Below are 12,935 nucleotides of genomic sequence, written 5' to 3' on the forward strand. Positions count from 1 at the left end.
AGATGAGATTTTGTCACAGACCGATTTAAAACAAGAAATTTTGAACGTCCTGGATAACAGCATGGTTGGTACACTGGCTACCGTTGTGCAGAACAAACCTCATTCCCGCTACATGACTTTTTTCAATGATGATCTGACACTTTTCACACCTACCAGCAGCGAGACGCATAAAGCGGATGAAATTGAGAAGAATCCATATGTACACATCCTGCTCGGTTATGAAGGTGAAGGATATGGAGATTCTTATGTAGAAGTCGAAGGAAAAGTCGAAATCAGCAAGGATGAAAGCTTAAAAGAAAAGCTTTGGAGCGACCAGATGAAAAACTGGTTCAAAGGACCGGATGATCCTGACTTGATCATTCTCGAAATCCATCCTTCCCAATACCGTTTAATGAACAAAAACGGCGAGGAACCGAAAGTATTGGATTTGTAAGCAAAAAAAGGCCTTTCCCATTGCGGGGAAGGCCTTTTTGTTTCACTATCATTACCCTAAATCAACATTATGGTAGACCTGCTGAACATCTTCCAGATCTTCTATAGCATCAATCAGCTTTTCGAATTCCGCCTGTGTATCTTCAGGCAGCTCGATATCGTTATGGGCAAGCATTGTCAATTCAGCGACAGTGAAGTCAGTGATTCCTGCGTTCCTGAATGCTTCCTGAACAGCATGGAATTGGTCAGGCTCAGCATAAATGATCACAGAATCTTCTTCTTCAAGGATGTCTCTTGCATCCACATCCTCTTCCATGAGGATTTCAAGAGCTTCCTCGGCACTCTTGCCTTCAATTCCAATAACAGCTGTGGATTCGAACATGTAGGCAACAGACCCGCTCACACCCATATTTCCACCGTTTTTCCCAAAGGCTGCACGGACTTCGGATGCCGTGCGGTTAACGTTATTTGTCAGGGCATCTACGATGATCATCGATCCATTCGGTCCAAAGCCTTCGTAGCGAAGATTATCAAAGCTCTCCTCAATACCGCCCTTTGCCTTTTCAATCGCACGGTCAATGATATTCCTGGGTACATTATATGTTTTGGCACGTTCTAAAACGAACTTCAATGCCTGATTGGATTCCGGATCCGGCTCTCCTTGTTTAGCAACAACATAAATTTCTTTCGCAAACTTAGAATAGATACGACTCGTATTTGCATCTTTTGAAGCTTTCTTTTCCTTGATATTATTCCATTTACGACCCATATTCTCCACTCTCTTTCAAATAGTAGCTGATCTTCCTCTCTATTATAACGCAAGAGTATGACGATTTTCGAGATTAAGACCCTAAATTATAACAAAACTCCGGATTTGACCTGCCGTCTTCCTCGATTGTTTCGATTATAATCTTCTTGATGACAGTACGGAATTCCTCATTGAAATTTTCTGTATCCCTCAAGGCGCGGTCAAAATCCTGAGTACCCGGCAGCCTTCCTACTGTTAAGTGCGGGTTATAGCTGACTCTTCTGAACAAGAACCCCTTCAGTATTCCGCTGTATAGCAAATCATGAATTCGAATGAGCTGATCGTTCCCTGTTTTTACATTCAAAAATAAATATTCCCCGTTATCACCGGTTATTTCCTTAAGCTTGATTTCGAACGGTTCCACGCCCAATAATTTTTCCGCCATATGTTCTTTCAAACAGTCTCCGGCAATATTGCTTGTGAAAGGAAAAACCAGAGTAATATGGGACGGTATCAGATTGTGCAGGGGATCATACTTCCTCCTTAGTTCCTGGATCAGGTGATTGTTTTCAAATTCCGGGAATACTGTAATCGATCTTTTAATCATCTCATAAACCCCTTTTTTGCAATTATATAGGTTGATTGTATATATCAATGATGATTTATAAAGGCCCTTTTCGTAAACTTTGTTGCTATTCAATATGTATTTCAACTAATATCCTGGCAAATCGCCGTTCAAACCCCGGTGAGCAGGTATGAAAAGAGCTGCTCTTTCTTTTTCCAGAGTAAAACCTTTGATTGCAGGGGAAAAATCCGGCACTTCGGATTTCTCCAAAAGCAACAATATATGCTAAAACAGAAGAAGCCTTTATAAAAGATTTCTGATTTAAAAATGGTATTCACCTTTCAGCAGCCAGGGGACCAAGTTCTCGGATTTGCAAAGTAAATTTGGTACATTCCTTCGTCAATTTGCCCAAAGAATCGGATGCTTTCTTGGAATCTGGTGCATTCCAGAGGGGAATGACCCAAATTTTTGAATACCCTCACAGAATTTGGTGCCTTCCACTCAGTAATAGTCCAATTAATCGAACACCAACATAAAATATGGTGCATTCCTTCGGGTATTAGACCAAGAAATTGGTTGACTCCATGAAACTTGGTACATTCCACACAATATTAGTCAAACGGATCCTCCCTATAAAATATGGTGCATTCCATAGCAAAGACCAAAATCACAACTTTTATCTCTTTAATCTTATCTTTATCTATGGTATATTTTCAGAAAGTTCAGGTTTTTATTATGACTTTAGGAGGAAAGCTTATGAAAGGTACAGTAAGATTAATTCCTTATGTCAAAGAAGAAGTCATGGAAACTGTTTCGGAGATGCCTGCAGGCGTAGACCTGGTACAAGCACCAAAGATTTGGAAAGAGGGATTTAAAGGTGCCGGTATCACAGTTGCCGTCCTTGATACGGGCTGCGACCTTGAACATGAAGATCTGAAGGGGAGAATCGTTGGTAAGCGCAATTTTACAGATGACGATAATGGTGCAGAAGATAATGTCACCGACTACAACGGACATGGCACACATGTTGCCGGCACTGTCGCTGCTAATGAAGACGGTAAGGGCGTTGTAGGGGTCGCTCCTGAAGCCAGCCTGCTTATCATCAAAGTACTGGCCGGTGAACAAGGCAGCGGACAATATGATTGGATCGTTAATGGCATCCAGTATGCCATCGACCTGGGAGTTGATGTCATTTCGATGTCTCTTGGTGGCCCAGCTGATCACCAGCCGCTGCATGATGTCATCAAACAGGCTGTTGCCAAAAATATCTCCGTAGTCTGTGCTGCAGGCAACGAGGGGGATGAGGATGCTGAGACCAATGAATTCTCTTATCCTGCCTGTTATAACGAGGTGATATCAGTCGGTGCCATCGACTTTGATAGAAAGTCATCTTACTTTACCAACTCCAACAATGAAGTCGATCTCGTAGCCCCTGGTGAAAAGATACTCTCTACAATCCCCGGCGGCGATTACGCTAAATTCAGCGGTACCTCCATGTCTGCACCACATGTCTCGGGTGCCTTGGCGCTCATAAAACTTTTGGAGGAATCGAGCTTTGATCGAAAACTTTCAGAATGCGAGGTATATGCACAGCTTGTGAAAAGGACCATTCCTCTTGGCTATCCAAAATCACTTGAAGGGAATGGACTCCTTTACCTTTCCGCTCCAGACCTCCTGATGGACTATTTGCAGCAGAAACAGTTTTCGCTGAGCGTCTGAAATAATTTGTATCAACCGGACACTGGATAATTCACACCATAAATATAAAAAAGCGAAAACAAAAGTTATGTAATCACTCCCTTGTTTTCGCTTTTCTTTATACGGTCATGCGGCGGCTTTCGAAAAATTAGTCCAACCCGGATCGACCGAGTCCGCTTTTTACTCAATCCAGCTTCAAGCTCATGCTGCCAGCGTACTTCCCGGCACCCTGAAATAAGTCCACATCGCCTCGCTGAATGTTGCCTTGCCGCTGTTTATTGCAATTTACTCTCTACCTGCTGACATACTTCATCAGCACTTAATCCGTTTGCTTCAATGACAGATCCTTGTGTTACCACGTTTGCGATCCCCATTACATTGGAATCCAGTCCTGTCAGTACACAGCAGTCACAGTTCTGCGCATCAGATTCCTGCTTCAATTCCACAACATCATGACCTTTTTCACGAAGTGCTTGTACAACATTTTGAAGAGATTCTTCTACTCCAATTCTTGACATGTCTCCACACCTCCTTAACATACTCATAGGATTTTCTATCATTGGCAAAGGTATTCATTTTATTTTTTGTTTTTTTGCTTTCCGCTTTTCTTCTGGCTCTGGCTCTGGCTGTTTCCGACTTGAAATTCATCTGCGCTGAATTCCACATCGTTCTTTCCTTTTTGCTTAGCGAGCTGTTCTGACGTTTGCTCGAGATTCTGTCTGCCCGGCTTGCTCATATCCATTCCTCCTCCATGCTGCAGCATAAGATAAATCATCAATAGTGTTTACAACTTCTTCCGGTAATATTACTGATTTCAGGAGATGAGAAGCAGGAGTTTATTCCTTCTTCAATGGGGTATTAATAAAGTATCAGCAACCAATTGTATGGAAGGAAGGATTATTTGATGGATCAGAAATTACAAGAACTAATTGATGGATTAAATGAAGACTTAGCAAACGAATATTCAGCACAAATTATGTACACAAACTATGCTGCAGTCGTTTCCGGCCTGCACCGTGCAGTGTTAAAGCCGTTCTTCGAAGGAGAAGTTGGCGATGAGCAGGGACATGCCCTGTACCTGGCAGAGAAAATCAAAACACTCGGCGGTACACCTACAACCACTCCGGCCCCTGTTAAGCAGACTGATAATGTCAAGGAGATGCTTCAGGAAGCGCGCCAGGCTGAGAAAGAAACAATCGACCGCTATAAAAAACGCAAGGAATTGGCAGAAGAATTAGGATACACAGAATTGGTCGTAAAGCTTGATGACCTTATTTCTGATGAAACTCATCACATGGAAGAACTGGACCGCATGCTCCTGGATCCTGCGTTTTCATAATAAGGGACAAATGGGGAAGCGCCCTGTTCTGCCCCGAACGTGGAAAATCGGGTCGGCGCTGATGGAGCTCCCTGTACCAGCACACCATGACTTCACATTTATTTACAAAACGGCATTCCCTGTTTTCAGGGAATGCCGTTTTGTTCAGTTTGAGTTGGTGGTTATATCACCGTGAAATCCTGCCACTCTTCAGGCAGCATCGCTCTGTATTTAGGAGTTAAGTAACGGTCATCCACCAGCACAATTACACCGGTATCCTCTTCAGTCCGGATCAGCCTTCCTCCTGCCTGCAGGACTTTATTCATTCCGGGAAACACATAGGAATAATCGTAACCGCTTTTTCCTGCAGCATTAAAGTGGTTTTTTATAATATCACGGTCCGCTCCCAGCTGGGGAAGACCAACGCCCACCACAATGACGCCGTTAAGCCTGTCCCCTTTAAGGTCGACTCCCTCTGAAAAGATCCCTCCAAGAACCGCAAAGCCAATCAATGATTTATCCCGATTATGCTGAAAAGCCTTTAAAAAGCCTTCCCGATCCTCTTCTGTCATTGCAGAAGCCTGTACAAGGACATCGGTATGAGGCGGTAATTCATCCATAAAGGCCTCATAAACCTCGTTCATATAGCGGTAGGATGGAAAGAAATACAGATAATTTCCAGGATTCTGTTTCAATAATTCCTGTGGCAGTCTTACTAGCGGGACAATTGTCTTCTCTCTGTCCTTATATCTCGTGGACAATGGTTTGATACGCACGTCCCAGTTTTCGTGCGGAAAAGGGGAAGGAATTTTAAACCGATAATCACCTGGCACGCCGCCCAGCAATTCAAAGTAATAATGAAATGGGAGAAGCGTTGCCGAGAAGAAAACCGCCGAAGAAAATCCCCTGCTCGTCTGGCTCAACAAATCAGATGGATCCAGACAGTAGAGCCGGACGGTGACTTCCTTTTTTCCGCCATCCACATAGGTTACATACTTTTCGTTATAGAGTGAAGCGGCTTTCACAAAGTTATTGGCTGCAAAATAAGTGTCAAGCAGCACACTTTCCCCGCTCTGGCCTATCAGTTCCGTTTCAGCAGCCGCTAAAAACCTTTGCAGGTAATCAATCAATTCAGGGAACTGCTCTTTATAGACAGCAGTCCGGTTCTCTTCACATCGCTTTCGCAAGTCAATGAAGAACCGATTGATTTCCTTTGCGCTCGAGGAGACTTCTTTATTTTGATCCTTGAAACTGCGACTAAGTTCCAAAAAGTCTGTTTTTTTCAACTCAGCTGAAAACATCGACCGCCCCCTGTCTACAAGATTATGCGCTTCGTCTGTGAGAAGGACGGTTCTCTTTTTCTGCGAATCTGTTAATCTTTTGAGGGATACCCGCGGGTCATAAATATAGTTGTAGTCACAAATGACCGCATCTGCGATATAGGATAGATCGATTGAGAATTCGAACGGGCACACTCGATGTTTCCGGCTGTATTTTTCAATGACCGGCCTGGTAAGGCGCGTTTCATTGCCGAGGATATCCAAAATCGCTCCATTGATCCTGTCATAGTAACCATTTGCAAATTCACAGACATCGCTCTGACAAACCGGCTCATCCTGTAAACAAGCCTTATCTTTGGCCGTGATGGTAAGGGTCTTGATTGCCAGGCCCCTACTCTCCAACAGTTCAAAAGCTTCTTCAGCAGTGGTCCTTGTTATCGTCTTGGCTGTTAAGTAGTAGAGTTTATCAATGGATCCTTTCCCCATTGCCTTCACACTGGGAAAAATCGTCGAAATGGTCTTTCCGGTACCCGTCGGAGCGTTAGCAAATAAAGTCTTCTTCTCGGTTATCGTCTTATAAACAGCTCCCGCAAGGTTGCGCTGGCCTTTTCTGTATTCTCTGAATGGAAATCCAATCTCCTCTGCAGTTTGGTTTCTTTTTTCTTTATGTTCTGCAATCAATTTGGCAAACGGATAATACTCCTTGATCGTTGTGAGTGCAAAGTCTTCAAGCTGGCTGATGGTGAAGGTTTTGAGATAATGAAGGGTTTCTTCGGTATCCACCGAAATGTATGTCAGCCTGACACTGATTTTTTCCAGTCCATGGTCTTTAGCATAAATGAAGGCATAAACTTTTCCTTGTGCCCAGTGGACAGGATAAGCCTCCTCGTGAAGATCCGCCAAGGAAGAGCGGGTCGATTTGATTTCATCAATTATGATGCTGTCTCCCTCGAATATCAGGCCGTCGCATCTCCCCTCGACAGTAAACACCAATTCTTCGTATGGCAGCTCCCGGCTTAAGTACTCCTCTGCAAGGTCGCCTTCTTTGTAGGTCTTTTGAATTTTTTTATGAAGCCGGGTCCCTTCCGTCATGGAGGAGGATGTCTGGAACCTCTGGTCTATGCTTCCGGTTTTATACACATATTCCACCAGGTTCCTGACAGACACTTTTATTTCCTTCAAAACCATGCCCCCTTTATAGTGAATAAAATCAGTTGAATCTCCTTAGCTTCAACCGGTCTTCCGGATGAACACCACCTTGAGGTAATCGCCCTGCTTGAACTGGCTGATTGTCCGGAAATCTTCCGGCAGTGAGAACTGTTCCATCAGCTTATATGAACTTCCGCTTTCTTTAAACGCTTTGTCTATGAACCCTTTGAATTTCTTCATATCAAAGTTGCTGGCATTTGTGGAGGCGACAATGACTCCATTTTCCTCCGTAATGGCAATGGTTTGCTTGAGAAGATCCTTGTAATCCTTGGCAGCTGAAAAGGTATGCTTTTTTGAGCGGGCAAAGCTCGGTGGATCCAGGATGACCATATCAAACTTCAACTGTTTCTTTACCGCATATTTAAAGTAGTTAAAGACATCCATGACGATTATGTCTTGTCTTTCATAATCAATCCCATTGATGCTGAACTGCTCATTGGTCTTGGCTTCACTGCGGTTCGCAAGGTCGACGCTTGTCGTCTTGGCAGCACCTCCGGCAGCCGCAAACACTGAAAATGCCCCTGTATATGAAAATGTATTAAGGACCGTCTTTCCTTCTGCGTATTTGTCACGGATCAGCTTTCTGACATCCCGCTGATCGAGGAAGACTCCCACCATGGCACCTTCGTTTAAATATACGGCGAAGTTCACTCCGTTTTCCTTTACGATGAGTGGAAATTCCGGTCTCTCCCCCATGACAAAGTCATCTTCTTCAATATATTTGCCGCTTTGGGCGAACCGCTTCTTCTGATAGACACCTTTAACGTCAGCCAGCTGCCTGAGCGAGAGGACTATCTCATTTTTGAACTGATAGATTCCCTCACTGTACCAGTTAATCAAGTAATACCCGTCAAAATAATCAATCGTCAGCCCGCCTATACCGTCGCCTTCACCGTTGAATAACCGGAAGGCTGTCGTATCTTCACTCTGAAAGAATTGAAGCCTTTGGTTGATGGCATTTTTGAGCTTCCTCTCAAAGAATCCTTGATCGATGCGCTCCTGCTCCTTCCAGGTCAAAAGCCAGCCCAGCCCTTTGTTTTGCTTACCATAATAGCCCCTGGCAATAAACTGTTTGCGCCTGTCAACAAGCTTTATGATGCTCCCCTCTTCTTCAAGGCCGGCTGTGGAGGCAAGAGCCTCGGCACTGATCAGCGGATAGCCATTTTTGAATTTATCTTCAAATTTTTGATTTACTGTCAATATAATCTCGCTCATCATTTCATCCTATCCTTCGTATAATTTTCCTGCTACTACATATATTTCACAGAGAGGGACAAGTATAATCCTTCGCTTTAGCACTTTAAAGCAAGTGGGGACAGTCCCCGGGTGCTTTAAAGCGTTAAAGCAACGAATTCATTATCCACATTGCTTTCTTCATTATCTCATTTTTTAAGTAAAGGTAAAAATAATTAATAAGGGAATGAATATATGAAAGAGCGAATTGTTTTCTTCTTTGCCGGGTTAGCGGTCCTGACGCTGGGGGTTGCCCTCATCATTAAAGCAGGGCTTGGTGCATCTTCCTGGGATGCTTTGGCAGTGGGTGAATCCACGGCCCTTGGCATCACCGTCGGAACCTGTGTCTTTATCAACGGGATCATCCTTATTTTCATCAACGCTTTTCTTTTAAAGAAGAGACCAGAGCTGCTGGCAGCCCTCTCCATCTTCATCATCGGATTGATGATAGATTTCTGGCTCCTTATTGGGCTCGGTGACTTTGCCCCTGTTGATATTGGTATTAAGGCGGCAACACTGGCCGTGGGGATTCTTTCTCTAGGTGTCGGCATTGCTGTGTATCTCCAGGCAGGGTTTCCTTCCAGTCCGATGGATACTGTCATGGTGGCAATTTCTGAAAGGTTCGGTCTGAGCCTCAGGAGTTCACGCATGATCAGTGAAGGTCTTGCCCTTGCGCTCGCTGTGGCATTCAATGGCCCCGTTGGCATAGGCACAATTATTGTCACACTATCTTTGGGATACATCGTTCAGTTTTTCTTCCCCATATTTGAACGGCTCCTGCAGAGCTGGAGCGAGAAGCTTTCTTTTAAGTAATTCATTTGATATAGTGGATTTTGGTAATCACAGCACTATTGGAAACTGCCTCGATTGGCAGTTTCTTTTACTATCTGTTTGGGCACTGCCCGATCGATCATATAAAAAGCTGTTTTCGCATGAATTGCTGCATTCGGAGAAATCCTAATGGCCGGATCCTGCCCCAGTATTCCAAGGTTTTTATTTCGAAAAAAGAAGTTCTTTCCTGCTACCGGGTTTTAACGGCGGATTATCAGAATATTGAACAGCAGCAAAAGTTTGCGGAATGAGCCATTTAAAAAGAGTATGGAGGACACCATGACAAATAGAAATAAAGGCATCCTTCTCCTGCTGGTTTCATCGTTTGGCTTTGCCATGATGGCCGCTTTTGTGAAACTTTCAGGAGACTTGCCAACGCTTCAAAAAACGTTATTCCGGAATTTGATTTCAGCCATCATTTCATTTGGGTTTGTTATGCACTATAAAGAAAGACTTTTTGGCAAAAAGGAGAATCAGAAGATCCTGCTTTTGCGCTCAGCCCTCGGTACCCTGGGCATAGTATTTTTCTTCTACGCGATTGATGAACTTGTATTATCTGATGCCGATATGCTCAACAAGTTAAGCCCGTTCCTGACAATCATTTTCTCAGCCATATTTCTAAAAGAGAGGGCACGGCGGTTCCAGATCGCTGCCATCGCCATTGCTTTTCTAGGAACACTGCTCATTATCAAACCGCAGTTTTCCGTAGATGTTATTCCTTATCTTGCCGGGCTATTGTCTGCTGTCTTTGCAGCAGGGGCCTATACGGTTTTGAGGGTTTTGGGACAGAAAGAAAAGTTCTATACGGTCGTATTCTATTTCTCTTTCTTTTCCACTGTTGTCCTGCTTCCTTTTGTGATCATGATTTATGAACCCATGGAAACGGAACAGCTTATCTACTTGATTCTCGCCGGTATCTTTGCCACTCTTGGCCAATTCGGCATCACCATCGCTTACAAGTATGCACCAGCCAAGGAAATCTCGATATTCTTTTATTCAACCGTCGTGTACTCAGCCCTCATCAGCATCGTCTTGTTCGGACAAATCCCTGACCTGCTGAGCATTGCCGGGTACATCATCATCTTTGCCGCTTCCTTCTATATGTTCATGAAAAACAAAGAAGAGGACAAAGTGAAGGCATGAACCCTTTACCACATTAACGCACTGAGGGACTGTCCCCGGGTGCGTTAATGCGGTGAAGCAACAAAAAGGAGCAGGATTCTCAAGAATCCCTGCTCCTTTTTGTTATAGTTGAATCGGATTTTTCTCGTTTTTCAGATTATCTTCCAGCTGTTTAAGTGTATATGACTGCCAATCTTCGAGATTCTGAAGGTCCCATATCTCATGAAACAAATTATAAAGAAAAAATTCTCTTTTTCTAAGAAATATCGGTATTCCTTCCATTACTACATCCGTTAACGGCACTTCACCGGCATATCCCTTCGCGAAGGCTGCCAGGAAGTCCATATGAAGTCCTTCCCATTCCGGATGAACCGATTTTCCATGCCAGTTCACATGATACAGGGCCGTGGCAATATCCTCGGCAAACCAGGAATATCCAAAGTCGTCCGTATCAATGATATGAAGCCCGCCGTCCAAAACCATTATATTCCCATGATGTAGATCCCTGTGCACCAGTCCATAACAGGTATCATCCTTTGGCAGCTTCTCTATCCCCGAAATCAACTTCTTGTAACCTTCAGCTATCCACTGATCCCGTTCATTAAGTGCCCGGTAGAGTCGATCAAGCCCTTTCCGTTTCAATACCTTCTGATGGAACTTGTCCAAGCGTACTGTTTTCCCGAATTGATGAAGCTTCCCCGTCTGTCTTCCCCATTCTTCAAATACTTCTGGATTCCAATGAGAGGGAAGGGACGGATCCAGCACTTCACCAGGAATCTTCTCAAACTGGGTAACAAGAAAATCCTCCTGATCCACACTAATTTCTTTCACCATTCCCCCATCTTCAAAACACTTGGGGATATTTACTCTGACACCGTGGGCATTCAAGCTTTCCAGCCACACCTGTTCAGCAATCAGCTCTTCTTTTATTCTCCTTTTACGTGTTGACAGCCTCAGGACAGTCCCCTCTCTCGTATTCTCATAAATCAGGTTTTGCATACCGCCTGACACGCCATGGAGATGCCTTGCCTCCACCCCCACCTGAAAGGCAATTTCGTTCAATCTTCTATCAAGCACCATTGCCTGTCCTTCCTTCACTCCAGTTTTATCTTAGCCTGTACAGCTTTTTCCATCATTTAATTGACGTACCAATGGCAGGGTAATGCTTACCTCCGTCCCTTTTCCAGGTTCACTCTTATAGATAATTTTCCCTTCCATTGCCTCAATGATCCTCAGAGATACCAGGGTCCCGAGTCCTGTGCCTTTGTCCTTTGTTGTATAAAATAAAGTGCCGATCCTGCTCAGCTGCTCCTTTGTCATGCCCTTCCCGTTGTCCTTTACAATGATTCTCACATTCTGGCCGGCCGCTACCAAGGACACTTTGACCCTTCCTCCGTGATCCGTGGCCTCGATGGCATTCTTGATGACATTGACAAGCGCCTGCTTGAATTGATTGCGATCTGTATGAAGGTACACCTCGTTCTTAAGGTCGCTGTCCAGTTCAACTCCCTGCTTGATTGCAAGAGGGTGCATAAGGGAAACGACATCGAATATAGTTGTTGATAAGTCAAGCCGTTCTATTTTTTCAAACTGTGGTTTTGCAAAGTTCAAATAGTCATTGATGATGGCTTCCGCCCTTGCCAGTTCACTCAATACAAGGCCGAGATATTGATAGTTATCACCATTTTGTTTTTCCTGGCTCTTCATCAGCTGCAGGAATCCTTTCACAACGGTCAGGGGATTCCGGACCTCATGGGCAATGGATGCAGCAAGTTCCCCAAGGGTGTTCAGTTTCTCCGCCCTCTGCATTTCTTTATTCATCATTCGCCTTTCAATGACGGCTTCATGCAGCATGGAAGCAAAACCGATAGCAACAATTTGAATCACCCCGAAGAGGAGGATATACAAAAGTAATTCACTTAAGTTATGTATAGGGTTTTCAGAAAAATAACGCCAGGAAATCAAGATGGACAGCATAATGAACGATGGCCATATCCCCAGCCAGATCGCCGTAATGATTCTTTTCTTTGTCTGCTGCCTCCAAAATCTCTTAACATAAAAGAAAGGTACCGAGGCAGCCAGCGCAATGCTGATATAACCGAACAATAAAGCATCCCCGTTCATAAGGGTCCTTGCTCCAATAATTGAAAGGAAGGTAATTCCCCCTGCTATCGGGCCGCCGTATAAAAAAGACAGAACCAATGGCACATATCGGAGATCCCAGTAAAGACCATAGCTATAGTAAGAGACAGCAAGGCATAATATGGCTGATAAGCCGTACATCATTCCCAAGAAATAGGGTGACCGGCCAATGCGGCGGTTTTCAAAAAAGGACGTGTATACCAATATAGGGACCAATATGACAAAAACATGTAACAGCAATTTCTCTGCAAGCATGCGCTCTTCCTCATCTCAAGTAGTATACTGATAAAATACGACATCTTCTGTCAATCCCCTGCTGCCATTTACAATTTTTTGCAGTAAATTTATGTAATTTAA

At 44.0% G+C, this 12,935-nt stretch carries 13 protein-coding genes; 5 read left to right on the forward strand and 8 right to left on the reverse strand.

Going from position 1 to position 12,935, the window contains the following annotated elements; all coding sequences use genetic code 11:
• Positions 1-10: 10 nt before the first annotated feature.
• Complete coding sequence (locus D3H55_RS11595; protein WP_119547082.1) at positions 11-433, forward strand: pyridoxamine 5'-phosphate oxidase family protein; 423 nt, start codon at positions 11-13, stop codon at positions 431-433.
• A 51-nt stretch (positions 434-484) separates the two neighbouring features.
• Here D3H55_RS11595 and D3H55_RS11600 read toward each other — a convergent pair whose 3' ends face one another.
• The gene (locus D3H55_RS11600; RefSeq protein WP_119547083.1) at positions 485-1,201 is read right to left on the reverse strand and encodes a YebC/PmpR family DNA-binding transcriptional regulator; all 717 of its coding nucleotides are present in this window, start codon (positions 1,199-1,201) and stop codon (positions 485-487) included.
• A 73-nt stretch (positions 1,202-1,274) separates the two neighbouring features.
• Positions 1,275-1,787: a 2'-5' RNA ligase family protein gene (locus D3H55_RS11605; protein WP_205685476.1), complete on the reverse strand. Its 513-nt coding sequence runs from the start codon at positions 1,785-1,787 to the stop codon at positions 1,275-1,277.
• Positions 1,788-2,501: 714 nt separating this feature from the next.
• Here D3H55_RS11605 and D3H55_RS11610 point away from each other — a divergent pair.
• Positions 2,502-3,464 (forward strand): S8 family peptidase, encoded by a 963-nt coding sequence (locus D3H55_RS11610; protein WP_119547084.1) that lies wholly within the window; start codon positions 2,502-2,504, stop codon positions 3,462-3,464.
• A 254-nt stretch (positions 3,465-3,718) separates the two neighbouring features.
• Here the strand turns inward: D3H55_RS11610 and D3H55_RS11615 are convergent, their stop codons facing one another.
• The gene (locus D3H55_RS11615; protein ID WP_119547085.1) at positions 3,719-3,961 is read right to left on the reverse strand and encodes a YkuS family protein; all 243 of its coding nucleotides are present in this window, start codon (positions 3,959-3,961) and stop codon (positions 3,719-3,721) included.
• A gap of 59 nt (positions 3,962-4,020) precedes the next feature.
• Positions 4,021-4,206 carry a hypothetical protein gene (locus tag D3H55_RS24255; protein ID WP_168413050.1) on the reverse strand — a complete coding sequence of 62 codons (186 nt, stop codon included), beginning with the start codon at positions 4,204-4,206 and terminating at the stop codon, positions 4,021-4,023.
• A 141-nt stretch (positions 4,207-4,347) separates the two neighbouring features.
• Between D3H55_RS24255 and D3H55_RS11620 the strand changes: the two genes are divergently transcribed.
• Positions 4,348-4,782 (forward strand): ferritin-like domain-containing protein, encoded by a 435-nt coding sequence (locus D3H55_RS11620; protein ID WP_119547086.1) that lies wholly within the window; start codon positions 4,348-4,350, stop codon positions 4,780-4,782.
• Positions 4,783-4,943: 161 nt separating this feature from the next.
• Here the strand turns inward: D3H55_RS11620 and D3H55_RS11625 are convergent, their stop codons facing one another.
• Both D3H55_RS11625 and D3H55_RS11630 read right to left on the reverse strand, forming a co-directional pair.
• Positions 4,944-7,229 carry an ATP-dependent DNA helicase gene (locus tag D3H55_RS11625; RefSeq protein ID WP_119547087.1) on the reverse strand — a complete coding sequence of 762 codons (2,286 nt, stop codon included), beginning with the start codon at positions 7,227-7,229 and terminating at the stop codon, positions 4,944-4,946.
• A gap of 42 nt (positions 7,230-7,271) precedes the next feature.
• Complete coding sequence (locus D3H55_RS11630; protein WP_119547088.1) at positions 7,272-8,468, reverse strand: class I SAM-dependent rRNA methyltransferase; 1,197 nt, start codon at positions 8,466-8,468, stop codon at positions 7,272-7,274.
• A 210-nt stretch (positions 8,469-8,678) separates the two neighbouring features.
• Between D3H55_RS11630 and D3H55_RS11635 the strand changes: the two genes are divergently transcribed.
• Together D3H55_RS11635 and D3H55_RS11640 are read left to right on the forward strand one after the other, a co-directional pair.
• Entirely contained in the window at positions 8,679-9,296 is a 618-nt protein-coding gene (locus tag D3H55_RS11635; RefSeq protein ID WP_119547089.1) for a YczE/YyaS/YitT family protein, read from the forward strand.
• Between the two features lie 297 nt (positions 9,297-9,593).
• Positions 9,594-10,457, forward strand: a complete 864-nt coding sequence (locus D3H55_RS11640) for a DMT family transporter (protein ID WP_119547090.1) — start codon at positions 9,594-9,596, stop codon at positions 10,455-10,457.
• Positions 10,458-10,559: 102 nt separating this feature from the next.
• Here the strand turns inward: D3H55_RS11640 and D3H55_RS11645 are convergent, their stop codons facing one another.
• Both D3H55_RS11645 and D3H55_RS11650 read right to left on the reverse strand, forming a co-directional pair.
• On the reverse strand, positions 10,560-11,534 hold the full coding sequence (locus tag D3H55_RS11645; RefSeq protein ID WP_168413052.1) for a phosphotransferase enzyme family protein: 975 nt from the start codon (positions 11,532-11,534) through the stop codon (positions 10,560-10,562).
• Positions 11,535-11,546: 12 nt separating this feature from the next.
• Complete coding sequence (locus D3H55_RS11650; RefSeq protein WP_119547092.1) at positions 11,547-12,833, reverse strand: sensor histidine kinase; 1,287 nt, start codon at positions 12,831-12,833, stop codon at positions 11,547-11,549.
• Positions 12,834-12,935: the final 102 nt, after the last annotated feature.

Source organism: Bacillus salacetis (assembly GCF_003581585.1).
Lineage (GTDB): Bacteria > Bacillota > Bacilli > Bacillales > Bacillaceae_B > Rossellomorea > Rossellomorea salacetis.

What these genes read in the sequence shown, in the direction of transcription:
- D3H55_RS11600 (WP_119547083.1), bottom strand. Translation starts at nt 1,201, where the DNA reads ATGGGTCGTAAATGGAATAATATCAAGGAAAAGAAAGCTTCAAAAGAT.
- D3H55_RS11620 (WP_119547086.1), top strand. Translation starts at nt 4,348, where the DNA reads ATGGATCAGAAATTACAAGAACTAATTGATGGATTAAATGAAGACTTA.
- D3H55_RS11630 (WP_119547088.1), bottom strand. Translation starts at nt 8,468, where the DNA reads ATGATGAGCGAGATTATATTGACAGTAAATCAAAAATTTGAAGATAAA.
- D3H55_RS11650 (WP_119547092.1), bottom strand. Translation starts at nt 12,833, where the DNA reads ATGCTTGCAGAGAAATTGCTGTTACATGTTTTTGTCATATTGGTCCCT.
- D3H55_RS11625 (WP_119547087.1), bottom strand. Translation starts at nt 7,229, where the DNA reads ATGGTTTTGAAGGAAATAAAAGTGTCTGTCAGGAACCTGGTGGAATAT.
- D3H55_RS11610 (WP_119547084.1), top strand. Translation starts at nt 2,502, where the DNA reads ATGAAAGGTACAGTAAGATTAATTCCTTATGTCAAAGAAGAAGTCATG.
- D3H55_RS11615 (WP_119547085.1), bottom strand. Translation starts at nt 3,961, where the DNA reads ATGTCAAGAATTGGAGTAGAAGAATCTCTTCAAAATGTTGTACAAGCA.
- D3H55_RS11605 (WP_205685476.1), bottom strand. Translation starts at nt 1,787, where the DNA reads ATGATTAAAAGATCGATTACAGTATTCCCGGAATTTGAAAACAATCAC.
- D3H55_RS11640 (WP_119547090.1), top strand. Translation starts at nt 9,594, where the DNA reads ATGACAAATAGAAATAAAGGCATCCTTCTCCTGCTGGTTTCATCGTTT.
- D3H55_RS11635 (WP_119547089.1), top strand. Translation starts at nt 8,679, where the DNA reads ATGAAAGAGCGAATTGTTTTCTTCTTTGCCGGGTTAGCGGTCCTGACG.
- D3H55_RS24255 (WP_168413050.1), bottom strand. Translation starts at nt 4,206, where the DNA reads ATGCTGCAGCATGGAGGAGGAATGGATATGAGCAAGCCGGGCAGACAG.